This is a genomic window from Arcicella rosea (assembly GCF_040543805.1).
Taxonomy (GTDB): Bacteria; Bacteroidota; Bacteroidia; order Cytophagales; family Spirosomataceae; genus Arcicella; species Arcicella rosea.
In genome coordinates this window covers 663,430-690,213 of record NZ_JBEUMS010000001.1, presented here as the reverse complement: position 1 = coordinate 690,213, position 26,784 = coordinate 663,430, and the positions used below count along the sequence as shown (strand labels likewise).

General features: G+C 33.5%; 17 protein-coding genes. 4 read left to right on the top strand and 13 right to left on the bottom strand.

Annotated elements, in window-relative coordinates; all coding sequences use genetic code 11:
• Positions 1–70: 70 nt before the first annotated feature.
• The 7 genes from ABID42_RS03125 to ABID42_RS03095 all read right to left on the bottom strand — a co-directional run bounded on the left by ABID42_RS03125 (position 71) and on the right by ABID42_RS03095 (position 7,546).
• Positions 71–1,159, bottom strand: a complete 1,089-nt coding sequence (locus ABID42_RS03125; protein WP_367282384.1) for an ATP-binding response regulator — start codon at positions 1,157–1,159, stop codon at positions 71–73.
• Positions 1,131–3,026: a sensor histidine kinase gene (locus ABID42_RS03120; RefSeq protein WP_367282383.1), complete on the bottom strand. Its 1,896-nt coding sequence runs from the start codon at positions 3,024–3,026 to the stop codon at positions 1,131–1,133. Before ABID42_RS03120 ends, ABID42_RS03125 begins: the two co-directional genes overlap by 29 nt.
• Positions 3,027–3,042: 16 nt before the next feature.
• The gene (locus ABID42_RS03115; RefSeq protein WP_323257628.1) at positions 3,043–3,450 is read right to left on the bottom strand and encodes a response regulator; all 408 of its coding nucleotides are present in this window, start codon (positions 3,448–3,450) and stop codon (positions 3,043–3,045) included.
• 10 nt (positions 3,451–3,460) lie between these two features.
• Entirely contained in the window at positions 3,461–4,090 is a 630-nt protein-coding gene (locus ABID42_RS03110; protein WP_367282382.1) for a response regulator, read from the bottom strand.
• A gap of 757 nt (positions 4,091–4,847) precedes the next feature.
• The gene (gene lptC / locus ABID42_RS03105) at positions 4,848–5,411 is read right to left on the bottom strand and encodes an LPS export ABC transporter periplasmic protein LptC (RefSeq protein ID WP_323257624.1); all 564 of its coding nucleotides are present in this window, start codon (positions 5,409–5,411) and stop codon (positions 4,848–4,850) included.
• Positions 5,412–5,463: 52 nt separating this feature from the next.
• The gene (bamG, locus tag ABID42_RS03100) at positions 5,464–6,804 is read right to left on the bottom strand and encodes a BamG family beta-barrel-assembly machinery protein (protein ID WP_367282381.1); all 1,341 of its coding nucleotides are present in this window, start codon (positions 6,802–6,804) and stop codon (positions 5,464–5,466) included.
• 13 nt (positions 6,805–6,817) lie between these two features.
• Positions 6,818–7,546: a type III pantothenate kinase gene (locus ABID42_RS03095; protein WP_367282380.1), complete on the bottom strand. Its 729-nt coding sequence runs from the start codon at positions 7,544–7,546 to the stop codon at positions 6,818–6,820.
• 168 nt (positions 7,547–7,714) lie between these two features.
• Between ABID42_RS03095 and ABID42_RS03090 the strand changes: the two genes are divergently transcribed.
• Together ABID42_RS03090 and ABID42_RS03085 are read left to right on the top strand one after the other, a co-directional pair.
• Entirely contained in the window at positions 7,715–8,785 is a 1,071-nt protein-coding gene (locus ABID42_RS03090) for a mechanosensitive ion channel family protein (protein ID WP_323257617.1), read from the top strand.
• Positions 8,786–8,905: 120 nt separating this feature from the next.
• Positions 8,906–9,874 (top strand): SMP-30/gluconolactonase/LRE family protein, encoded by a 969-nt coding sequence (locus ABID42_RS03085; protein WP_367282379.1) that lies wholly within the window; start codon positions 8,906–8,908, stop codon positions 9,872–9,874.
• A gap of 223 nt (positions 9,875–10,097) precedes the next feature.
• On the opposite strand, the gene ABID42_RS03080 is transcribed toward ABID42_RS03085, so the two are convergent.
• From ABID42_RS03080 to ABID42_RS03060, 5 genes are all read right to left on the bottom strand, one after another.
• On the bottom strand, positions 10,098–12,725 hold the full coding sequence (locus ABID42_RS03080; protein ID WP_367282378.1) for a valine--tRNA ligase: 2,628 nt from the start codon (positions 12,723–12,725) through the stop codon (positions 10,098–10,100).
• 144 nt (positions 12,726–12,869) lie between these two features.
• Positions 12,870–14,399 carry a tetratricopeptide repeat protein gene (locus ABID42_RS03075; RefSeq protein ID WP_367282377.1) on the bottom strand — a complete coding sequence of 510 codons (1,530 nt, stop codon included), beginning with the start codon at positions 14,397–14,399 and terminating at the stop codon, positions 12,870–12,872.
• Positions 14,386–15,735: a hypothetical protein gene (locus tag ABID42_RS03070; protein WP_367282376.1), complete on the bottom strand. Its 1,350-nt coding sequence runs from the start codon at positions 15,733–15,735 to the stop codon at positions 14,386–14,388. Before ABID42_RS03070 ends, ABID42_RS03075 begins: the two co-directional genes overlap by 14 nt.
• Positions 15,736–15,866: 131 nt before the next feature.
• Positions 15,867–16,850: a ribonucleoside-diphosphate reductase small subunit gene (locus ABID42_RS03065; protein ID WP_323257611.1), complete on the bottom strand. Its 984-nt coding sequence runs from the start codon at positions 16,848–16,850 to the stop codon at positions 15,867–15,869.
• 498 nt (positions 16,851–17,348) lie between these two features.
• A complete protein-coding gene (locus ABID42_RS03060; protein WP_367282375.1) occupies positions 17,349–18,320 on the bottom strand; it encodes a hypothetical protein in 972 nt (323 codons plus the stop codon).
• 173 nt (positions 18,321–18,493) lie between these two features.
• Between ABID42_RS03060 and ABID42_RS03055 the strand changes: the two genes are divergently transcribed.
• Positions 18,494–20,116, top strand: a complete 1,623-nt coding sequence (locus tag ABID42_RS03055; RefSeq protein ID WP_367282374.1) for a sodium/sugar symporter — start codon at positions 18,494–18,496, stop codon at positions 20,114–20,116.
• Between the two features lie 129 nt (positions 20,117–20,245).
• Positions 20,246–21,118: an inositol oxygenase family protein gene (locus tag ABID42_RS03050; protein ID WP_323257606.1), complete on the top strand. Its 873-nt coding sequence runs from the start codon at positions 20,246–20,248 to the stop codon at positions 21,116–21,118.
• A 51-nt stretch (positions 21,119–21,169) separates the two neighbouring features.
• Here the strand turns inward: ABID42_RS03050 and ABID42_RS03045 are convergent, their stop codons facing one another.
• Complete coding sequence (locus tag ABID42_RS03045) at positions 21,170–26,545, bottom strand: T9SS type A sorting domain-containing protein (protein ID WP_367282373.1); 5,376 nt, start codon at positions 26,543–26,545, stop codon at positions 21,170–21,172.
• Positions 26,546–26,784: the final 239 nt, after the last annotated feature.

Sequence of the window (26,784 nt, the reverse complement as noted above, 5' to 3'; positions counted from 1 at the left end):
ATTAGTGTTAAGCATTTAATTATATTTTTACCCCAGAATTATTTTAACCGTTCATAAAAACAGTTTTTATTTATAAACTCAATGGAATTTTTATGATGACATCGAATAGTTGATTCTCGCCTTTTACTTCAAATTGCCCATTAATTGACTCTACCCATTCCTTTACAACGTATAAGCCTAAGCCTGTGCCATTCATATCTTTGGGATTATGTGCTTGATAAAATGGCTTTATCTCTTCTGTTGACAAAGTATAATTCTCGAAATAATGATTTCTAATAATTAATACTAAAAAATCATTTTCAAGTCTTGCTTCTATATATACTTTTCGATTTGGGTCAGCAAAATTCACTACATTTTGGATTAACTCCATGAACATAATTTGAATTAAACTCTCATCATATCCATATAAATAAGTAACGTTTGACTTAATATTGATGTCAAATATTTTTAATGAGCTTTTGGTTGCACTATCCACAACATCTTGCAGAAACTTAATGACATTAATTTGGCTATTGGCTCCTAATACATTTTTCCAAGGGTTTACAGCATTAGATAATTGGTTGTACCACAATAGCTTTCTGGTAGTTCTCAGCATTCTGTTTCCAGAAGTATAAATGCCTTCTAATAAGGGTTCAATGTCGGAAGTTTGCTTATTTCTAACCATATCCAAAGCAATCTCGCTTAGGTTAATAATACCATTAAGCGGTGTTAGGTATTCATGATTGGAAACATGATAAAATACATCTATCGCATTTTTCTTGATTTCTATTCCTACTGACTCTTTTTTCTGATTACTCAGTTCCAAACGTGCTCGAATCGTTTCAACTAATACTCTAGCATTATAAGGTTTGGTTAGGAAATCATCAGCACCCGAATTCATTCCTTTTCTTTTATCCACAAAGTCGGCTCTGGCGGTTAAAAAGATAAAGGGTAAATTTAGAAATAGAGAATCTAATCTTATTTGCCTCAAGATTTCATAACCATCAATTTCGTCTAAATTAATATCGCAAATAACCAAACATGGATTGATTGATTTTATCAAATCAATTCCTTCTTGTCCTTTATTAGCCACAAAACACTCAAATCCATTGATTTCAAGGATAAGTTTTGTATTCTCTGCCAACTGTAATTCATCCTCTACTAATACTATTTTTGGCATTTGAATATGATTTATAATTAAATTCAAGCATTATACATGTTCCTTTGTTGACTTGAGATTTACAATAAATTTTCGCTTTATGAAAATCTGTAAAATATTTCACTACGTGTAAACCTAAACCAGTTCCATTGATTCCATCTACATTTGATGCTCTTGAGAAAGCCTTAAATAAATTTTGTAAGTCTTTTGCTGGAATACCAATTCCATAATCAACCACCATAACAGTTACAGCATGCTGTCTGAAATGTAGTTGTAAAATCGGTGCTTTTTTTTCTTCAGAATATTTAAAGGCATTTCCAATGATGTTATTCAAGATATGATTCATCATCATTCTATCAAATTCTACTTCATGATTTACTCCCTTTACAATTACTTGCATTTGTCTTCCATCTGCCAATTGTGCATATTTTTCATGAAGTATTACTCTTACAAAACTTTCTAAATCTTGCGGGAATGGTCTGAATTCTACTTTACCACTTTCTATTTTGCTAATCAGGAGTAGCTCTTCCATCAAACTTTCCATGCCACCTACTTCACTAACAATTCTGTTTGTATGGAAGTCAACGGACTCTTTATCCAATCTATCAGTTTCGCTCAGCATTTCCATAATTTGTGCACTCGACTGAATGACAGAAAGCGGTGTACGCATTTCATGAGAAACAATATTTACAAATCCTGATTTTAGCTCATTCAATCGTTTCTCCTTTTCTATGATTTTTTGTAATTCAGAAACGGCAAGATGTTGGTCTGTTACATCACTAAAGAAGATTGCATAAAATACTTCGTTACTTTCTGCTATATTATATGGAACAAACGAAACACTTAAATATCTTCTTGAACCATACTTATCTTGAAAACGATATTCTTTGGTAGAACCTTCAAAACTACCCCTCTGCTTGGCAAACTCTATCTCCTTTATTAAAGAAGAAATATTTTCAACTGCAATTACATTAATTGATTTTCCTATAATATCGTCTGAAGCATAACCAAAAGTAGATTCAAAAGAAGAGTTTGTATAAATCACATTAAAAGATTGGTCAATCACAATTACGGCAATACTTAAAATTTCTGTGATTTGAGCCAAATTTTTCTCCCTACGATTAACATTCTCTTCAGCATTTTTGATAGAAGTAACATCCATCCCATAGCCGACAACAAACTCTAATTCATTGTTATCAGCATAGAAAGGATGCATCCTGCGAAGATTATACTGAATATTGCCTTCAGGAGTAATGTTTTCTTCTAAAAATTCATTACAATCTTTTTGGTTGACTACCTCTTGAAATAATGCTCTTCTTTTTTCAGCAATGCTGATGTCCCTTCCTCTAAACTTCACATAATCAAAATCATCTTTTCCTACAATCCATTCTCTGATTTCATCATTTTTAATAGCTCTTTTATTGACGAATAAGTACTTATGATCTTTATCAAAAACAGCAATATCAGCAGGGATATTCAACAAAATGCTTTCATAGAATTTCTTTTGATTATTCTTCTTTACTTCTAAACTATGAGCGTAGGTATAATCATAGTAAATCCATACTTGTCCTTCAAAAAAATTATTATTAATAATGGGTAAGTAATCTCTCAAAAAAAATCTTCCGTCGGCCAACTCAAGCATTTCTTGTCTAACGGGTTCTTTTTTAGCAAGAATTTCTTTTACTCTCTCTAAAAATTCTTGAGAGTATTTAAATAGCGGGGCAGCAGATTCAGCGGCTTGTTCACAGTTGAAACCAACCATTTGGTCTGGTTCAATAGGGATGTGGAATAGTTCGCAAAAATTAGGATTTACAAATTGTAACCTTCTTTGATTATCCTCTAATAAAACTGCAAAGGGAACTTCATTTAATATAAAACGGAGATCCAAGGCTATGTCATTCTTTTTAAATACCATCGAAGTCAAATTTTCCAATAGCAAGTTCTATCGCATCAATAAGCATTACTTTACTTACTACTTTTTGTAAATACGCTACAATTTCTACATCTAATTTTCTTTCTTTAAAAACTGCATATTCTGATGCCGAGACCACAATCACTTCTATTTGTTTTCCAGTAAATTCTACTTTGTTATCTCTTAAATACAATAAGAATTTATAGCCATCCATCACAGGCATATTTAAATCTAATAGAACAATGATGTGCTGGAAAGTACTTTCTTTGATAGCATCAATCGCCTGTTGTCCGTCTTCACATTCACTAATTGGTATTTCTAAAGAACTTAGTTGTTTAGATAACACAAGCCTATTCATTCGGTTATCATCTACAATTAAGATGAATGGGCTTTTGTTCATAATATATTATTTAGTTGATGAATAAAGCTAATAATTCTCCTTTCGAATTAATTTCAAGCTTTGCATATATTTTTTTAATATGGTCATTTACAGTAGAATAGCTAATAAATAATTGGTTGGCGATTTCTTTGTAGCTTTGTCCTTTCAGTAAATAATCCACAACGTCAAGTTCTCTTTTTGTAAGAACGCCTTCTATCTTAGCTTCTTTTTCCTTTGTTTTCTGAGCAATCTTAGAAAATAACATTGAAGCTACTTCTGGCGAAATTAAAGCGCCATTATTCTTAATAATATCGATTTGCTCAATGATTTTTTTGAGCGAAAGAGGCTTTAACAAATACCCATTTGCACCAGCACTTACGGCTTCCCAAACAGAATCTTCATTACAAGTGCCACTTATCATCACGATGTGTGCATTAGGGTAGGTTTTACGAATCAAACTGATACCTTCTATCCCTGATATACCGGGAAGACCAATATCAATAAAGATTAAGTATGGTTCTTGTGTTAATGATTTATTTTCACTTAAAAATTTTTCTATACTATTCACAGAAAAAACAATAGTTATATCTGTGTATAAGGAGAAAAACTTCTCAATATTATCTCTTAAATTATGATCATCTTCAATGATTCCTATTAACAAATCCATTTCTTAAATTTATTATGATTCAAATGCCCTTTCAATCAAAGTTAAAACCCTTTAAAATGTACAGTGAGGATGAAGGTTCTAAAAAAAAATGATAATAATCACTTTTCTATTACTTATAATGACCTAAGAACATTTATAATACAATTAAACCGACAGTAATATCCGCCCGACTTACCATCAGTTTAATTATATTAATAAATATCAAGTTTTTTGATTACCTTAAAATTCATAGTGGTGAATTTCAATTAGTTGGTTAGGCAAATATTAAACTTGACATTGCAAAGTAAGTTTTTATTATATCGTTATACAATCCCTTAAAATAGGGGTTTTTATAAAAAAGATGCCATTAACCAATTAATATATTGATTCGGTAAGTATGGAAATGAAAATTGAAGATTGTTCTAGCTTATGAGTGCTTCAATTTAACTTCAATAATGAAGTAAGAATATTTACAAGTAATACAATTTTGAGACAAAATGTACCTATTTTTTAGTAGCGTTGGAAAAGAATAACAAGTGTAGTATAAATGTGGAGAGCCACTTTATCATCTCAATTTATTAACAGTTGTAGAACCAAAATCAGTATAATATCCGCTAATATCTAACCACAACAATTTTCCACAAGCTTTATTTAAACTCTTAGAACGTTTAATAACCAACGATGATATTACTTGGGCGGCAGTTGGTCGTCTTTATGCAGGGACCATACATAATAGATAGAAATCTTTAAGCAACAACCTCATAGTTATTACTTATGGTAAATTTTTTACACTAACAACTCCCGTTACTTTTCTGAGTGTATAGTCCGTAAAATCTTGATTAGCATCCATTCCTACACCGTGAAAGACTTCTTCAGATGTTTTTACATCGACTGGTTTGTCTGTATAAATCTTCTTAGTATCTGGATTCCAATAAAGTTCATCTGTAGTAAGTGTTTCGTGTTTAATTTGATTGTTGATGAGTACTCTTCCCATGATATGATAAATATTTTTCATGCGAATGTATCTTGCAGAATCACTTCGTAAAGTGGTACTGTTATTCCCTAATTTATCAAAAAAGAATACTCTTACTTCATGAGGATATACTTTATCTTCATTCGGCATTGTCAATTGGCTTTCTGTGGACATTCTAACGACTAATCTGGCAGAATCTGAATAAGTCATGTTTACACCATAAATCTCAGAGATTGGTCCCTCATAAGCTTTTTTGGCAATTACTTTCTTTTCTTCCTTACAAGCCATTAGTAAAAAGAAAGTAATCATTAAACCAAGTATTGGGCGTAAAACTAATTTGACAACCCTTAGTGGAGTTGTCAAATTAGTCAATTGTTTGAAATATATTTTGAATTGATTCATATAATTAGAATAATTAATCAATTTTTGGTTTACGGAACCAGTAGAAATCACCTAACGAGAAGCCAACAACAATTTTACTGTATTGTTCTTCTAATCCGTTTGTTGAAAGTACTCCTCTTTTTCCTCTTACATAAGCAATATTTACATAAGAAATAGTACGTAATGGTAATGAAACACCTACAGAGAAACTCATGTCTTTTGCTGCTTCGTTTCCATTATAAGTGTAAGGAGATTGTGTGTAATTTGCACCTACACGATACATTACATGGTTGAAGTATCCAGAGATGGCATCAAATTTTGGAATATATTCAGCACCAACAGCTACTGTATAAGCATTTTTTAGTCCATCATTATCACCTTCTAAACTTTTATATCCTGTCCATTTTGTTGTTGAGTAATCTAATGAAACAAGTAGTTTTCCCGGCTTTTCTAAACTTATTCCAAATTTGTAATTGGCTGGTAATGTAATACTTCCGTTTGGATTTGAAAGCGTATCGGCATTGATAAGTGTTATACCCGAAGCATCATACGTATTAAATCCTTTAAGATTTTTGATGCCAATGTTTTGTGATAATTCTGCTGTAGCACCAATATTTAAGAAATATTCTTTGCTAATCTTTGGTCTCCAAGCGTAGCCTAATTTAAAATGTACACTTGAGTAATTAGAGCGATTAAAGCTTTTTACTTGATAATTTTGCCCATCACTAAGGTTTTGTGTGGTAATATCTCTGTTGATTACTCCGAATAAATAAGAAGTTTCAAGACCAACATACATATTTTTACTTACTCTAACTCCATTACTGATGATAGCCTTATTAAGTCCGCCTTCGCCATTATAAGTAAGAATAGTACTATCTGTACCAACAACGTTAAGTTTTCGTGAAGTAAGGGTTTTGTAATTTACGGTAGAATAAGGCATTAAACCTAAGGCCAAAGTCCAACGTGGAGAAGCTGGTAACGCCAATATAACTGGCCCTAAAGTTCCATTATAAGTATTAGAGCGTTGTCTGCTGTCTTGCATCGCTTTGATTTCGGTATTTACACCCATTTCAAAAACAGTATAACGGTTTCTTGCAAGCATCGCTGGGTTCAAGGTATTCACATAAATACCGTTAGAACTTGCCACACCCAAACCGCCAGACATTGAGTTTACGGCAGTTCCACCATTATAAACTTCGCCAATGCCTAAGAATGAAAACGGAGAATTCGTTTCTTGTGCTTGTATTGAATGAAATGCCAAAAGGCAAGAAACAGCAATAAATAAACGAGAGAATGATTTGAATAGGAACTTAGAAGCAAATGCTTGATTGTAACTTTTTCTATTTACAACCCTTGAAGGGATTGTTGCTCGCATAAAATTTGAAATACTATTTATTTTGTTCGACATTATATTCTAAAATTCTGTTAAGTCCAATCAGCACCAACTCTGGAATTACAAAGTTCGGGTATTTTATGCGGTTTGCAAAGAATGTAGCATCTCCGCCACATAAAATGACGTTAATTTTTGTTAAAAGCTTGTGATACTCTTCAATAAATCCATTTATCTCTGCAGTAATACCATTCATTACGCCACTTTGCATAGCGTGTTTTGTACTTTTTCCAAGAATGTGGGGCGCTTCTTCTGGTTCTAATAACGGCAAACGTTTTGTAAAAGTATTCATAGCGGTGAATCGCATCCGTACTCCAGGTGAAATAATTCCTCCGTGAAAATTATCTTCGGTATCAACCAAATCATAAGTAATACAAGTACCTAAATCAATAATCATAGCGTTACTTTCAGGAAATATAACTCTTGCACCAATGGAAGCAGCAATGCGGTCGGCTCCCAAAGTTTCTGGTGTATCGTACAATTTAGTGATAGGAACGGGCGTAGTATTTTTTAAAAAGAACACTTTTGTACTGTCATCCGAAAAATCTTGACTCAATTGTTCTTCTGAATAACTCACTGTTGAAATGATAATATTCTTTGGCTTTAAGTCTTTTACGTAGTCAATCAATTCGGAATAGGTAAAAGAACCTTTACTTTCGACGAGCTTTCCTTGCTCAAAAAGACCCGTTTTGGCAAAAGTATTTCCTAAGTCTATGGCTAAATTCATGTAAAATAATGTAAGTGAAATTTGCTTCGGTATGATTTTTTGGGATAAAAAAGACAGCAAATCGTTTAAAATAAAAGCAATTTTTACAATTTTGGGAAAGCGTTTTTAAAATTCTTATGTTCACTCCCAATCATAACATTCATCTTTAAGTTTTAAAAAACAAATATTATGGAATTCTTAGAATCTGAAATTCTTGAAAATAAAGTTAATGATATTCTCTGGTTTATCGGAATTATAGTGAGTAGCTTACTATTAAAACGTTTATTATCAGTATCGCTTAGTAAAGTTTTATATCGTTTTATCAAACACGATAAAGTATCAATTCATACTTGTATTGAGATGCTCAGAAAGCCCGTTGAGCTTTTTATCATTGTGTTGATGGTTTACTTTGCTTTTCTTTATTTACACTTTCCTCTTTCTTGGAATTTAGCCGCTACTTTGGGCTTGAAGGTAGTACTTCTGAAGATTTTTCAATGCTTTTTGATTTTCTCAATTTCTTGGATTTTGATTCGTTTGGTGAAATTTATCGCCCTTATTTTTCAAGAAAGAGCAGCATTGACTGAAACGAAACTTGATGACCAATTTGTCCCTTTCTTCAAAGATTTGGCAGTTGTAACAGTATCTATTATGACTTTTTTCTCAATGCTAGGCATTGTTTTCAAGATAGATGTTGTGGCATTGGTAACAGGTTTGGGAATTGGGGGTTTGGCAATTGCCTTGGCTGCCAAAGAAACCTTGGAAAATCTGTTTGCTTCTTTAATGCTTTTTATGGATTTGCCTTTTGTTGTTGGGGATAACATACAAATAGATAAAGTATCTGGAGATGTTGAAAAAATCGGTTTTAGAAGTACTCGTTTAAAAACTGCTGATGGAAGTGTCGTTACCGTTCCGAATCGTTTATTGACAGCCCAAGCCTTAGAAAATATGAGTACTCGTCAGTTTCGCAGAGCAAAATATTTAATTAAACTTCAACAAGATACTCCTGCAAGTACGATTCAAAATATTGTTTCACAAATTCAAGAAGAAGTATTAGCACATGAACATATTTATAAGCCAGAGCCGGGTATTACTCGTTTTGATGGAATTGGGGAAGGTTCTATGGATATTCAAGTAGCTTATAATGTTGAAAGTAATAATGTAGCCATTTTGAATAAAACACGGGAAGAAATTAATTATAAAATTGTCGATATTGTTGAGAAGAACGGAGCAAAATTTGCCGACTTAAATAGTAGAATATAACTAGAGGAAATCTTTTTTATAAGTAGTATTTAGTTTTTGTATATTTACAAGGCTAACTGTTTATAAATAATTTACTATTTAATGAAAAAAAACTTTCTAACATTGCTTACGTTCGTTACAATGTCAACAATTCATGCCCAAAAAGTTTATCCCACGCTAGGGAAAATCACTCAGTTTGATTCAGCTCTTGAAAGTCTGATTTCTATCGATGCTAAAGTAGAAATTTTAGCATCTGGATTTGTTTGGTCGGAAGGACCAGTCTGGCATAAAAAAGGGAAATACTTAATTTTCTCTGATGTTCCAGCCAACACCATTTACAAATGGAATGAAAGCGAAGGAGCTACCATTTTTCTTTCTCCTTCGGGTTATACAGGTTTGGGAGAATACGGTGACGAACCCGGAAGTAATGGATTAACGATTAACAATAAAGGTGAATTAATTGCCTGCGAGCATGGCGATCGTAGAGTATCGTCAATGTCTTTGACTTTAGGCGGAAAAAGAACTTTAGCTGATAATTACCAAGGAAAGCGATTTAATAGCCCGAACGATGTTGTGCAACATTCTGGCGGAGCTTATTACTTTACCGACCCGCCTTATGGATTACCTAAAAAAGACAAAGACCCAAGTCGTGAACTTGAATTTGGCGTTTATCGCATCGGAACAGATGGAAAAGTAAGCTTAGTAGCCAATGATTTAGTAAGACCAAACGGTTTAGCTTTTTCACCAGATGAAAAGATTTTATATGTGGCGCAATCTCATGAAGACAGAGCTATTTATATGGCATATCCTGTTAACGAAGATGGAAGTTTAGGAACAGGTAAAGTACTTTTTGATGCAACTTATATGCTGAAAAATGAAAAGCGTTCAGGCTTGCCAGATGGATTGAAGATTGATAAAAAAGGTAATTTATTCGCAACCGGTCCGGGTGGAGTATTAATCATCTCGCCAGCGGGAAAATTATTAGGAAGAATAGAAACGGGTTCACTAGCAGCAAATTGCGCTTGGGGAGACGATGGTTCAACGCTTTACATCACGGCTGATATGTATCTTTGTCGTGTAAAAACTTTGACGACTGGAGTTGGGTTTTAATTTTAGCTATGAGCTATGAGTTGTCAGCTTTGAGCTTTCAGATATCGGATTTTGGTTTTACGTTTTTTAAAATCTGTGTGAATCTCCGTATTAAATCAGCTTGGAAAGAAGCCATCAAATGTCATTCATTACCAATAAAAGAAAAGACTCAGGATTTCTCCCGAGTCTTTTTCTTTAAAGAATAAATCTCAAAGCTGTCGGCTCATAGCTCACAGCTAAAAATCTATTTGCTTAAACTCGCAATCATTTCTTCCAAAGCCTTAATTTTCGATTCAGCATCTGCCAATTTTTGGCGTTCTCTTTCTACTAACTCTGGTTTGGCATTGGCTACGAAACGTTCGTTAGCTAATTTCGCTTCTGTCGATTTTTTGAAACCTAAGTTATATTCCAACTCTTTTTTGGCATTGGCTAATTCAGCTTCTACGTCAATTTCACCTGCAAGATTGATGAAAAATTCATCAGCTTTTACTACAAATGAAATAGCGCCATCTACTTTGTCATTTACATATTCAATTGTTTCAGTATTCGCTAATTTTTGAATAATGCCTTCTAACGTTTGGTAGCGTGCTTTATCATCTGTTTTGATAGATAAAGGCAAAGCTATTTTCGGAGAAAGTTGTTTAGCATTACGTGTCTCACGGATTTTTGTTACAACAGTAAACATGGCATCAAAATCTGCTAACAAGGTAGCATTTACTTCACCTGCCAATGGATAAGCCGCTCTACAAATACTTTCGTTTGCTCCACGTTGACTGATTGCTTGCCAAATTTCTTCTGTAATAAATGGCATATATGGATGAGCCAAGCACATCAATTTTTCAAAAATGGAAATTGTCGCCTCAAAAGTCGCTTTGTCGATAGGTTGTTCGTAAGCTGGCTTAATCATTTCTAAGTACTTGCCACAGAAATCATCCCAAATCAAATTATAAATCGACAAAAGTGCATCCGAAATACGGAACTTCACGAAATGTTCTTGAACATCAATAATTGTCTGATTCAAACGTGATTCAAACCATTGAATTGACAACAAGTTTTCCTGTGGTTGTGAAATATCTGTTGCGTTCCAACCTTCTACCAAACGATAAGCATTCCATACTTTATTACAGAAATTACGTCCTTGTTCTACGAGTTTCTCGTCAAACATTAAGTCGTTTCCTGCTGGCGAACTGAAAAGCATACCAGTACGCACGCCGTCTGCTCCGTATTGAGCAATCAAATCTAATGGGTCTGGCGAGTTTCCTAATGATTTAGACATTTTTCTGCCTAATTTATCACGAACGATACCCGTTAAATATACATTTCTGAATGGTAATTCACCTCTCCATTCATAACCAGCAATAATCATACGAGCTACCCAGAAGAATAAAATTTCTGGTGCAGTCACTAAATCATTGGTTGGATAATAATATTTAATGTCTTCGTTATCAGGATTTTCGATGCCGTCAAAAACAGAAATTGGCCATAACCATGACGAGAACCAAGTATCCAAAACGTCTGGGTCTTGGGTTAAGTCTTCTTCTGTTAAAGCAAATAATTGTAATTCGTGTTGGGCTTTACGCAAAGCTTCACGCTTACTTTTTGCTACGATAACAGTACCGTCTTGCAAGTAATAAGCAGGAATTTGTTGTCCCCACCACAATTGTCTTGAAATACACCAATCTCTCACATTTTCCATCCAAGACGAATACATATTCTTGAATTTCGGTGGATACAATTTGATGTTATCATTCATTACGTTTTCTAAAGCAGGCTGAGAAACCTCTTTCATTTCCAAGAACCACTGTAAAGATAATTTCGGCTCGATAACCGCACCAGTACGCTCAGATGTTTTAACGATAGATTTGTACTCTTCTACCTTTACTAAATGTCCTGCTGCTTCTAAATCTTTTACAATATTTCTACGAGCCGCAAAACGGTCTTGTCCTACATACAATACCGCTTTTTCGTTCAAGAAACCTGCATCGTCTAAGATGTCGATTACTGGCAATTTATGTTTTAAGCCTAATTCGTAGTCATTCAAATCATGGGCAGGCGTTACTTTCAAACAGCCCGTTCCAAAATCCATCGTTACGTACTCATCCAAAATCACAGGAATTTCACGACCTAACAATGGAATCTTTACAGTTTTGCCATGAAGATGTGTATAACGCTCGTCGTTCGGATTAATACAAACGGCAGAGTCAGCCATAATCGTTTCAGGACGAGAAGTAGCAATCGTTAAACTTCCTTCTTCCCCAACAACATTATAAGTAATATAATAAAGCTTCGCTTGAATATCTTTGTCGATTACTTCTTCGTCAGATAAAGCCGTTTTCCCTTGTGGGTCCCAGTTTACCATTCTTACGCCACGGTAAATTTTACCTTTTTCGTACAAACGAACGAAAGTATCAATTACGGCTTGGTACAAAGAAGGTTCCATCGTAAAACGAGTTCTGTCCCAATCGCAAGAAGCACCCAGTTTTTTCAATTGTTCCAGAATAATCCCGCCGTACTTGTCTTTCCATTCCATCGCATAAGCCAAGAATTCATCACGAGTCAAATCCTTTTTCTCGATGCCTCTTTCTTTCAACATCGCCACCACTTTTGCTTCCGTTGCGATAGACGCATGGTCTGTACCCGGCACCCAACAAGCCTCTTTACCTTCCATTCTTGCCTTACGAATCAATACATCTTGAATAGTATTGTTCAACATGTGACCCATGTGGAGTACACCCGTTACGTTTGGCGGAGGAATTACGATAGAGTAAGGTTCTTTGTCTGGATTTGGTTTTGAAGCAAAGAATTTATTTTCGAGCCAATATTGATACCATTTGGCTTCAATGTCTTGTGGAGCGTATGTTTTTGAAATCATTTTATAAGAATTGTGGGTCAGTTTTCAGTCCTGACGAAATTTGTTGCAAAGATACGGATTTTGAAGGAAAGGATTCAATTGAATAGAAGGAAGTGTTTTCTATTTGATTGATTTAGGGTTAGCTATTCCAAATAGAAAGGTTTATCAATGATTAGTTGATGCTATTTGTTGATTTAGGAAATCTAGATTAGATTTATCAGCTTGGGTATATGGATGTTCTTGACCAAAAAAATCTAATTTTATTTTATATGCTTTTTCTAATAATTCTTTTGCTCTTTCATTATCTCCCAAGTACATAAGTACTATACCTAAGTTTGAACAACGAATTGCTACAGTGGGGTTATTCTCTCCAAAGGTACTAATGTCAGAAAATAATGCTTTTTCAAATAAATCTTTAGCTGTCTTATAGTCTCCTAAGTTTGCATAGACAGTAGCTAAATTTGCATAACATATTGCTGTCGATGGATGAACTACTCCGAAGTTCTTTTCATTTATTGCTAGAGCTTTATTTAATAAGATTTTAGCCTCTTCATATTCTTTTAGGTCAATATGTACTAATGCTAAGTTTGAATAACTTACAGCAGTATTAACATGGCTTTTGCCAAAATTAATTTCATTTGAAAACAATGTTCTTTTCAGAAGTTTTTTTGCTTCCTGAATATCACCTAAATCTTTAATTACTAAAGCTAAATTAGAATTGGCTATTGCAGTGGTTGAATGGTTTTTACCAAAATGTTTCTCAGCTAAGGATAAAACTTTTTTAGATAGTGTTTTAGCTTTTTCTAAATCCCCTAAGTCTTTATAGGTACTTGCTAAATTAGAATATGTAATTATAGTATTTGGATGTTCTAAACCAAATCTTCTTTCATCGAAACGCAGAATTTTTTCTAATAAAGTTTTGGCTTCATTTAGTTCTCCCAATTCTTGAAGAAGCGTTGCTAAATCATTTTGAATATGGATTATTACATTTTCTAAATCAGGATTATTTTGTTTTACTAATACTGATAGTAACTGTTCATACAATGTTTTACTTTTCACATAATCAGCATTAAAGCGATGTGCACGAGCTAATTTAATTGTCAAATTATAAATCAACGAAGCATTTTCAGGAATATCCTCAAGTGTCGTTAGTCTTTTTTCTATTCTTTCAATTTCCTTTTTTGCATCCTCTATATTATCATAATCGTTATTGGTATTATCAAAAGGGATTCTACTTTGAAGATTTTCTGCTGGTAAATTTTCAGATTTCAAACTAATACTTAGGTTGAGAATCGAATAAAAATCAGGCATTGTTTTTTGAAAATGTAGTAAAGTATCTCCTCCAAAAGGCACAAATACAATTAATTGAATGGGAAGTGTGGAAAATAAATCTCTTCTCTGATTATAGCCAATAGCTAATGCCTGCAAATCTTCTTGAAAGAATAATTCAAATTTTTCGATAAAGACAAAGCCCGTTTTACAAGCTAAAATGGAATGGATAAACGTTTCAGGATTGATATTTTCAAGGTTAAATTCGGCAAAAGGTCGTTCTGGATATTTAGCTTTTAAATCATTTTTCACTGTTCTTACCAAATCTAAATGTTGATATTGAACAATAATAAAATGAAAAAGCTCATGTCGTGTTGCACGAATGAGCAATTCAAATTCTGCCTGATTGGAACTATCCTTGAACATATTGTTGATACAAATTAGAGCGTTCCAAAATAGGGTTTATTCTTTTATAACTTCCGCTGTTGTATTCCATCACATAGATGTTTTCTAACATAGTCTGTAATACCTCATCAAAAGGAGTATCTTTTCCTGCACGATTATTTTCAATGATTTTCTTCATTTTTTCTAACATTGGTTCAGTAATATATTGTGCAGTTTGATTTGCTAATCTATGCAAAGCTTTATCTAAAGACACTTCATCAATTTGTTGTTGTTCATCTTCCACATAAAAAGCGGTAGTTTCCAAAATCTTTAAAAGCTCTCGTGGCGAACCTCCAGAATACCTAATAGCTTTATGGACAATCTCTTCATTTTGAAAAAGACTACTATCTATTCTTTTATATACAAACTCTTTAAATTTCTCAAAAGCAATACCATCTTCTGTATCATCTCTTTCAATCAATTTCACAAATGGAAAAGCTTCAACGCTACTAAATTGTGATAAGTTAGGTCTTTGACTCATCAATTCAATTGGTAAAGTAAAGATGGTATAAGCCTTGATTTTATCAATTCGGTTTTGTTCTTCAATAATTATTTTCTTGCGAGTATTGGCACTCAGTGTTTTCTCTAAACCATCTACAATAAAAAGAATTTCTTGGGCTACTTCGTTATGTCTAAGTGTGTAATTTACTTCTTCAATGAATTCATTAAAGATGGTAGCAAAAGAATTGAAATTATTTTTAAGGTTTTGTCTGACGATGTTAGCTCTTTCATTAGAACCGACAACCCCAGTTTTAAATTTTCCAAAGATATTCAACAAACTAAAAAGCGGATTTTTTGTACTGATTTCAATACCTGCTTCCAGTTCTGCCTCTACCTTTAAATCCCTTTTTATTTCTGTTTCTCGTTTTGCAAACCAAGTTTCTAATCGTTCTTTGATACCTTCATCAATGGTTAAATCGAATTCGCTCAGCCGCTTGGTTAGTTGCTCTAATTGAAGAATCAGAATATCCATATACTCCAATTCATTCAAATCTAACTCTTGGTCGATGTTACAAGTAACACAAAAAAAGCATTGAGGACTATTGAGCTTTTCGGCATACTTGGCTAATTCGGAAGTTTTTCCAGAGCCACGCATTCCGCCTAGAAAAAGAATGGATTTGTTGCCACCATTTATAGCAGGGTTGAAAGAGAAAATACCATTTTCCTTTTTTACATTCAAGTTTTTATAAACAATCCTATCTTCAAATTCACCCCTCAATCCAGAAAAATCAGTAAAAAAAGAATGACTTGGACCAATAGGCTCATTAAATTTTACAGCTTGGTCTATTTCATTGATTGTTTCAGCTTTGCGAGACATATTGTTCCTTGTATATAATGATAACACAAATATAAATCCATTTGGAGTAAATATGAGCTTTAGTATAAACAAAAAAAGCCCTCAGTACAATGAATGTCTGAGGGCTTTGTCGTTATTACTAAATGGATTGACTAAAAATCTTCATCCAAAGAGAATGACATCGATTCCTTTTCAGACATGACGCCTGATTTTTGATATTCTGCTACTCTTTTTTCAAAGAAGTTTGTTTTACCTTGTAATGAAATCATTTCCATGAAATCGAAAGGATTGGTAGCGTTGTATTGTTTCTGTAAGCCTAAAGCTAACAATAAACGGTCTGCTACGAATTCGATGTATTGACACATCAATTCTGCATTCATGCCGATTAATGAAACTGGCAAAGCATCCGTTACAAATTCTTTTTCGATAGAAACCGCATCCATAATAATTTTATAGACAGAAGCTGGTTCTAATTGATTTTTGATATGCTCTGTGTAAAGTAAACAAGCAAAATCACAGTGAAGACCTTCGTCTCTTGAAATCAATTCGTTCGAGAACGATAAACCTGGCATTAAACCACGTTTTTTCAACCAGAAAATTGAACAGAATGAACCTGAGAAGAAAATGCCTTCTACAGCAGCAAAAGCAATTAAACGCTCTGCAAAGTTTCCATCGTTAATCCAACGCAATGCCCAGTCAGCTTTTTTCTTTACGCATGGAATCGTATCAACAGCACGCAACATTTTATCTTTTTCTACTGGGTTTTTGATATAAGTATCAATCAACAAAGAGTACGTTTCAGAGTGGATATTTTCCATCATAATCTGGAATCCATAGAAGCATTTTGCTTCAGCATATTGTACTTCAGAAAGGAAATTTACCGCAAGGTTTTCGTTGACAATACCATCTGAAGCTGCAAAAAATGCCAATACGTGCGAGATAAAGTGTCTTTCACCATCATTTAAGCGATTTTCCCAATCGGCTAAATCTTGTTGAAGGTCAATTTCCTCGGCAGTCCAAAATGAAGCTTCCGCTTTTTTATAGAATTGCCAAATATCGTTTTGCTTAATCGGAAACAATACAAAGCGGTTTGGGTCTTCGACTAAAAGGGGCTCTATTTGCGTAATGTTTGTCATGGTTGTTAAGGGAATTTTTGTTTGTCAGTTTATTTTACTGAACAATCTTTTTATATAATACTTATTTTTATTGCTTAATGTTCGATTTTACTAGCCACCAATATACACCATGTTTTTTAATTCATGATTGAAAGTAATGATTAAGCTTTTAATCTTCAAATCACTCTTTAAACGAACACCAAAAGTAGCGATGAAGTTATATTTTTTCGGAAAAAATCTGATGTTTTTGATAAGCTCATCTTTTTCAAGACAAGCGATGTTTCAACGAGTAAAATAATTAGATAGAATTTTTAGTGGGCTCTTAGGCAGGTACAAAATACTTATTGGATAGAAGTAGATATTGATATTATCTCCGAGCTATCTTTTCCAAATTTAGAAAGGTTTTACTTCAATAACTAAGAAAAATTATTGAATTTTTATAAATCATATTTTCCACCAAATGGTATTTTTTATAAGGTTGAATTGATACTATTGTTTTTCAGAATGTTATCAATGACCTTAAAAATCTATGCCAGTACTTTTTAAAAACTTAGAAGAAATTTTTGATTTACTTGTGATATATCTTACACTAAAACCTATATAGGGAGCAACAGGCAAGCTTGAAGTACTAAGATTTTCGTTAGCAGCATTAAAGGTTTTTACTTTTCTAAAAGCCGTTAAACCACCTTCAATACCAAGGTTAAAAACATTCAAAACATGTGCATTACCCGATAGCGTAAATCGTACTTGTTGATAGTTTTGGCGACGAATCATTTTTTCTGAAATAGCGTATTCTTGATAACCAGCGCTATAGCCATCGTAAACCGAATTAAAATCCAGATGAAGCCAAGGATTTAGTTTATAGCCAATACTGGCTCTGAAAGGCAAAATCCCAGAAACTTTCCAGTCATTCCCAAGTGCTTTTGTGAAACCAAAAACAGGAACAATTCTGAATTTCTGGTTATAGATAATGGCTGTGCCATAAAGTATTTGTGTTTTTAAACCCAAAATTCGCAAACGAGCGGCTCCACCATAAAAGTAAGGTTGTGGATTCAAAAAAGTTTCATTGCTTTGCGTAATGCCACCACCAATGGCATATACCCAAAGCTTTTCTCGCAAACTGGCTTTAAGTTGGAGGTAAGTCATGCCCAAAGTTTTATAACCACCATTTGGGTCATCTTTTCCATCAATTGTTGTGTTGATTTGGGCAAGATTTGCCACCAATAGAGAATGCTTCGCCTGAATATCAGCTTTTTTCCCGAAACCAATTCCTGCTTGAATTTCTGTACTCAAAGGAATAATTCCTAAAGCCGTACTTCTGTTGAAACCAAATTTTTGTCCGTTTGACATTGATGTTTCGGGCATAAACTCGGCTCGTAACGTAACATTTGGATAAAATAATTGGCTCAAAGAAGGCGTTTGCGCTATACTTTTCGAACAAAAGCAAAGCAACAAAACGCTAAGAAATGAAATGTTTTTTTGAAATAGCATGATAGAGAATTGTTAGTCCTTCTTTAAACGACTTAATCGAAGGCTAAAGTATTTGAGCAATGGTTCGTGTAATCAGGACAGTGTTTTTGATAAAATTGCAAGAAAACGAGTAAAAAATAATAATATTTACTTTTAGATATATCTTAGATTAATTTAGATTTTATCCATTTAATATGAATTCCCTTCATCAGCTCGACTACGTCGTTTTTTCATTGTATTTAATACTTGTTGGTTCGTATGGCTATTGGGTATTTCAGCGAGACAAAACAAAAAACTCAACCACAAAAGGCTTCTTTTTAGCCGAAGGTTCACTTACTTGGTGGGCAATCGGAGCATCTTTAATTGCTTCAAATATTTCAGCAGAACACTTTATCGGAATGTCAGGCTCAGGCTTTGCCATTGGTTTAGCCATTTCATCTTATGAATGGATGTCGGCAGCAACCTTGATTGTCGTGGCAGTTTTTTTCATTCCAATTTATCTGAAAAATAAAATCTATACCATGCCACAATTATTGTCATTACGATATAATGATACCGTAGCGACGATTATGGCAGTATTTTGGCTTTTGTTATATGTATTTATCAACCTTACTTCCATTTTATACTTAGGCTCTTTGGCTTTAGAAACCATCACAGGTTTACAGTTTGAATATTGTATGGGTGCTTTAGCCATTTTTGCGATATTAATCACTCTTGGAGGAATGAAAGTAATCGGTTACACCGACGTTATCCAAGTGGTCGTATTGATTTTGGGAGGATTAGCCACTACTTATTTAGCCTTAAATATGGTTTCGGATAAATTTGGAGGAGAAGGCGTTTTTGATGGACTGTCTTTGCTAAAAACCAAAGCCGATGACCATTTTCACATGATATTCTCTAAAGGGGATAAGTACTATTATGAATTGCCCGGATTGTCAATTTTGATAGGAGGGATGTGGATAAACAATTTGAATTATTGGGGATGTAATCAATACATCGTTCAAAGAGCTTTGGGAGCAGATTTAAAAACAGCAAGAAGCGGGATTATTTTTGCAGCCTTTTTAAAATTATTAATTCCACTGATTTGTGTTATTCCTGGTATAGCGGCGTACGTACTATATAATAATGGTTCTTTACAACAAGAAATGGTAGATATAAACGGTATTGTAAAACCAGACCATGCCTATCCATCTTTAATGAATCTTTTGCCAATGGGTTTAAAAGGACTTGCCTTTGCAGCACTTACTGCTGCAATTGTAGCGTCTTTGGCAAGTAAGTGTAATAGTATTGCTACGATTTTCAGTTTAGATATTTATAAAAAAATCTTAAACAAAGACGCTACTGAGCGAAATACCGTTTTAGTAGGACGATATGCCGTTTGGGTTTCATTTGCGATAGCATTGTTGGTTACTCCACAGCTTCGTCATCTTGAACAAGCTTATCAGTTCATTCAAGAATATTCAAATTATATTACACCGGGTGCATTTGCTTTGTTTTCTTTAGGATTGTTCTGGAAAAAAACTACTTCAAATGCGGCAATTATTGCTGCCGTACTGACTTTGCCACTTTCGCTTTTATTTAAAATGTTACCAGAATGGATAGGGATAGAGCCGATTCCTTTTTTAGATAGAACGCTTTGGGTTTATGTGATTTTAGTTGTTTTAATGGTAACGGTTTCTTTAATGGAAGGCAGAAAAAAAGAAGAAACAAAAGGTTTAGCCATAGATTCGAGTATGTTTAAGGTTTCAGATTCTTTTGTGGTTGTTTCGGTACTGATTTGTGGTGTTTTAGCAGCACTTTATACTGTTTTTTGGTAAATCAAAACTAGGAATTCCTAAAATTATGCTAGAAAATTTATACTTTTGAGAATATATTTTGTGAGTACAATTATTTAATTTTTAACATTCAATATCTTAATTTATAGCCATTTAATCTGTTTTGGTCTTATGGAATTTTCAGAAAAAGAAATCGCTCCTTTAGCGAGCCTTGATGTTTGGGAAGACGACGTTTTACAACGTTATCCTGAAGAAGATACTACTTTTAAAAAGACAAAGGACGAGTATCGTAATTATGATAATCCTGAAAGAGATACCGTTCGGGAGTTTTACCGTTTGAATCACAAGTATCAAACTTATGACTTTGTGAAGCAAAAACAAGCAGAGTTCTTGAAGTTTGATAAAAAAGAAATGCCGATTTGGGATGCTTTTGATTTCTTAAACTCGTTGGTTGACGATTCTGACCCTGATACTTCATTAGACCAATGGCAACATTTATTACAAACTTCGGAAGCTATCCGTGCAGACGGACATCCAGATTGGTTTGTATTAACAGGTTTATTGCACGACATGGGTAAAGTACTTTGTTTGTTTGGAGAACCACAATGGGCTGTAGTAGGTGATACTTTCCCAGTAGGTTGTAAGCATTCAGATAAAATTGTTTATTCAGAATACTTTGAAGCAAATCCAGATGCACATGACGAACGTTTTAATACTAAATATGGTGTTTATTCACCGAATTGTGGTTTAAGAAACGTAGATATGTCATGGGGACATGATGAGTATTTATATCAAATGGTAAAAGATAATTTACCAGAGCCAGCTTTGTACATGATTCGCTATCACTCATTTTATTCACAACACCGTGAAAATGCTTATGAACATTTAATGGATGAACATGACCACGAAATGTTTGAATGGGTGAAGAAATTCAATCCTTATGATTTGTATTCAAAACTTCCAGTTCCTCCAGATACTGAAGCCTTGAAACCATATTACAAAGAGTTAGTAAAGAAATACTTACCAGCTAACTTGAAGTTTTAAAATAAATAGAGCCACCCATTTTCATGAGTGGCTCTATTTATTTTGTAGGAATTAGTATTTTATAATTTTACGAGTAATATTTTTGTTACCCACGTCAATTTTCAAGAAATATGTTCCTGCATTGATTTTAGAAAGGTCAATTACTCCTGAATGATTTTGCGAACGATCTTCAGAAGTTTGTTCTAGGATATTTTTTCCACTTACATCATAAAGCGTCAAATATACTTTTTCAGGCTTATCAGTACTTACTTTCCAATTACAAATTTCAGCAGTAGGAACAGGATAAACTTCTACGTTAATATCTTTCTCAATATCATTAGCGAGTATAATTACTTCAATTTTAGCAGAACCTTCTGTTGTACCGATACCACAAATATTTTTTACTTCACTTAGCGTATAAGTAGTGGTTGATAACGGCTTTACATTGACCTCAAAAGGCGAAGTTGTGGCTGTAAATATTTGCCCATCCGAAAATGTTAAAGTCCACGGAGCGTAAGAATTTAAACTAACAGAGATTTTAGTTTCTTTGTCATAATCAATACTTTGGTCGCCCGTGAGTGTCGCTTTCGGTAAAATAGTAGGAAGGGCAATTGTTTTTACTTTCTCTGAATAATCCCAACATTCACCCTTTCTTAACAAAGCCCTATAAATACCTGAGTTATTTGTTTTAAAAGTGGAGGCATTAGCATCTTTAATACCTACGTTATTTAGTTCCCATTGATATTTTAAACCTGTTTCATTACTAGCAATGAGATTAACGGTAGTGTTATTGCAGAAAGTAATAGAATCTTTTGGGCTAATACTAGTTGGGATTTTAACGAAATTCACCTTAATGGTTTCAGAAGTTCCTTCACATTTGCCCTGACTCGCTTTTAATTGGTATGATCCAGCTTTACTTGTAGTTAGGTTGGATAAATTGCTAAGACTTACGCCATCTTTTAGCCATTTGTACACTATTTTATTCGTATCAATAACACTAGTTGAAGCCATGCCATAGAAAGTGATTTTGTCGCCCTCGCAAATGTTATTGTCATAAGAAGTTTGCCTATCCATCGACACTACCAGTTTCCCCAAAGAGACTTTATAAGGTTGTGAAAGAGAAACGCAGCCACCTTTGTATTGCGTTTCTAATACATAAGTACCTTCTTGGTTAGTAGTGATAGATTGGTTAGTTTCTTGGTTATTCGATGGCTTAAAAATTTGCCCATCTTTTTTCCAAGCATATCCAATGGCTCTTTGATTATTCACAGGACCATCATAGCTATTTGCTGAAATTGAGTTAGAGTTTCCTCGAAATGTCACAGAATCTTGACAAGTTGTAATGGGTATATATTTCAAATTTTTATCATAAGAATAATCATTTTCTAGTTGTACTCGCTTACTAAACTTAATGTCAACAGTGTCGGTTGATGATTCACATTCTTCTCCATTTTCGTAAAGAGCTTTGATAACTGTATAATATTTTCCTGACGTTTTGCTTGAGAAATTAGCAAAGTTAATACGTTTACCATTTTCAGAATAAAAAGAAATATAATCATCACCTTTTTCGGTATAAACACTACCTGATTTTGATGGATATTCTATCTCATTGATTTGCTTACCATCTCGATACCAATAGATTGTATTTTTAACAAGGGGAAAATTAGTTTGAGAAGAATCACTGATAAATTTATTTGATATTGAGGTTGGTAAATAATTGTTGAGATTTAATATAATATTAGATCCTTCGCAGATTTCTTTTTCAATACTAACATTAGTATTATTATAGTAGTAGCTTGCTTTTTGAATCGAAGGTCTATCAAGAATTACTTCTTCTGAAAATCCTTCGCATGTACCATTGCTTATTTTAACAGAATATTTGCCATTTTCAGTTACAATTAAAAGACTATCATTATTATTAGGAATTTCAATGCCATTTTTGAACCATTGATAGTTTAGCTTTTTACTTGAATAACCACTTTTAGCATACAAATCAGCTTTGAACTTAGAACATCCAACCGTCCAGTAACTATATACAACTTTTGTTTTTAACTTATTATTGGTGCTTTGGGTGATTTCTAAAGTATCTGAAATAGCCAAACATTGATTGTTTTGAATGGTGGCGACGTATTTCCCTGCCTGACTTACATTAAGACTACTAGCGTTTTTACCTGCAAGTATTATTCCATCTCTTTTCCAAGTAATATTCCCAGCGGAGGAATTTATGTTAATAGCTGTCGTTTCTTCTCCGCATAAAAGTTCATTCCTTCCACTTATTATTAGTTTGGGGAATTGTCCAAGAGTTACTTTAATTGGTTTTGTTTCCCAAATACAGCCATATTCTGTTTCAAACTTTAGTGTATAACTTCCACTTTGTTTAGCTTGTAGGTTGTAGGTATTGACATTAGGTATTTTTATATTGTTTCTAAACCATTGAAAGTTTGTAAGATTTGAGTTAAAAGAAGACAAAATATGGGCACTATCACATGCAATAATATCGCTCGAAGAGTAATCCTTAGCAGAGAATAGTCTATCACTAATAATGAAATCATCATGCACACCCGATTTAAGATTAATTCTGGATTTAAGAGAGCTTACAGTCTTATCTTCTGAAACTACTCGAATCTCAAAACTGTAAAAAGTTTGTGGTACTTTGATTTTGATTGGGCTTTTAGTACCTTCTCCTAATACGATATTTTCAATCGTGAGTACTTTAAACTTTGTTCCAACGGGGAAAGCTCCCGTTGTACTAAAAGGAATTTCAATTTCAGTATTTACACATACACCAGGTTTTAAATAGCTTGGATTGAGATTTCCTAGTGTTATACTTCGGCATTCTGCAGAATTGACTACTGATAGTTGTGTTGTGCCTGTTACAGAACATCCACCTTTATTGGAAAAGCCATCAACTTTGTAAGTACCAGCATTTTTGGAGGAAATTTTTTTAAATACAGGTAAAAGAGCAGAGCTATACGATTCAATTTTAAATTGAGAGCCATTGGGATAAGTGACAGTAAAATAATCAGCGGTTTCAGTAGTATCCGTTAAAATTGATGTCGGGCGAGGGAACTCAAAATCAGAACCTTCACATGCCAATAATGTTTTTTGTAGATTCATTCTTGGTAAGTCATTCACGATTACACGGCTTTGTGTAGAGACAATGCAACCGCTAGTGGTTTCACCTTTGATAGTGTAAATACCTGACATCGCTGGTGTTGACTTAGATATTTTAGGATTTAGAATTTTGGCGTTAAAATTATTTGGGCCAGTCCATTCTACCGTTTTAAGAGTTCCTTTAGGAGTAAAAATAATAGAATCATTCTTACAAATATTTTGCGTAATAGGAATGGAAATGCCTAAACTAATTTCCTTAGATAGATTGACACAATTATTTTTAGTTACCTGTAAATAGTAATTTCCATATTGAGTTGTATTGAGAGTATTGGTGGTAGCATTTTTTATCAACTGATTATCTCGATACCACTGATATTTTCCCTCAAGAATTGTATTTGCGTTTAAGGTAAATGTATTATTTGCTAGGCATGAATCTTTTACAGAAATATTAGCTCTTTTTTCAATTTTCACCTCTATAGTATCAGAATAATAGGTGTAAGGTTCACTCGTAAATTCATACCAGTACTTTCCTGCCTCATTCACAGTAATTTCACAACCACTATTGAGACTAGTTAATTTTTTACCATCTTTTTTCCAAACGATTTGATCATTGTAACAGATGTTGGGTCTTAAAGTACCTAAACTACCTTCGCAAAGAATGGTTGTTTTTGGACTATTGATTGTAAATTTTTGAGCTATAATAGGTTTGTCAATTTTAACAATCCTTGATTCTCCAACGCATCCACTTTTACTATCTGTATATTTTAACTGATAATTTCCAGAGATAAGTGGTGTGAGCGTTGATTGTTCTATGTACAATTTATCATCTTTATACCATTTGAAACCATTATCTGACAAAAAGTTAGAATAATTATAATCTGGATAATAGTAAGTATTACTACCTGTTGGTCTGTAAAAATAAGTAGGAAGTGTAAGACCTTGGTTCAATGGGATAGTAAAGGAATTGCCCATTGTTATTTTTAGACTATCTTCAGCAGTACATTCGCCTTGGGTTACTTTTAATTTATAAGTACCACCTTGGTTGGCTGCATAAATACTACTATTTGAGCTGTATAGTTTATCATTTAAATATAATTCCTGATTTCCAGTGCCTTGTGATGATAAGTAGAATTGTCCAGGGATTGTTGTACAAACTTTTAATTCTCTTATTTCAGACATGTCCGAGGTGACTCCATAAGAGCTACCATAAGAATTAGATCGAAAAGATAGTTTTGCAGTTATTTTATCTGTACTGACAATTTTAATAGGAGAAGACATACCCACACATGAACCTGTTTTTCCAATAACTTTATATTCTCCTTCTTCCTTCGCCAAATAATCCCAGTTGGTGGCACCGTCAATCACTTTGTCATTTTTCAGCCATTGATAAGTATAATCATTTAAGTATAAATATTCTAACGAAGCAAATAACCTAGCTTCTCCTCCAAGTTTACAAATAGAAAGTTGACTTTCATTGCCAATTGAAGAAATTGTGACAGTGGGAGATGTTTTACTAAGGACTTCTAATTTCCCAGTTGTATATTCACATGTGGAATTGATGATTTTGGCGTAATATATAGCATCTTCTTTAATCTGTAATTTTATTCCCTTTTCTCCAGTCAATAATTGATTATTCTTATACCATTCTACTTTACATTTCCCAAACAATGTAGTATCAACTTTTAAAGTCGTAGAAGTCCCTTTACAAATTTTTATAGAGGCAACATAAGTTTCAGAGTAATCGTAGTAGCTATCATTATCTCCAGCTTCAATATATAATCTTGCTCTATAAGGGCAATCAGGCGTTTGAAATGCCACAATCGTCGATGCTTCCGAAATACATCCAAACTCATCAGTTATTGTAGCTATATACTTTCCTTGGGCTTTTTTATCGAATCCAGAAATGCTTGGAGTGCGATATTGAGAAGTAAAGTTATTTGGACCAGACCATGAATAATTAAAAGATATATCAATATCACTAGCATCAGAAGGGTATGTGCCTAGAACAAGACTATTTCCACTAACGTAGTTATAGATTCCTTGAAAACCAAAGTAAGTTTTCCCAATCTTTACATCAACATTTAGTGTAGTAGTCCCATCAATAGTAACGCTATAATTACCAGCATTCTCAGAGATAGTTTTTTCGATGATTGGATTTTGCTTGTTGGAAGTAAAGCCATTTGGTCCTTTCCAAACAAATGTTTTTCCACCACTGGCTTTGAGTTCAAGGGGATTGCCCAAACAAATAGGTGAATTAGAGGATACTTCTTGGCTAAATACAGTGTAATTGATACAAAATAATGTAGTAAGCAGCAATGAGTAGAAATGTTTCATGTAGTGTAATATTGATTTGTGTATAAATGTTTTACAAAGAAAATAGAAAAAATCAAGACTGAAAATTATAGGATTACTAAATAATTGTAAATCAGAAAATAAAGGGTAGCGAGACTTTACCTATGTTAACTATTTGTATTCTGGCAGCTATTTTGACTTTTAAGCTGATTTATAAACTGAAAAATATTTTTCCTCCTCATTATCAAATCATTACAAATTTTTTCTATCTTTGCACCCCC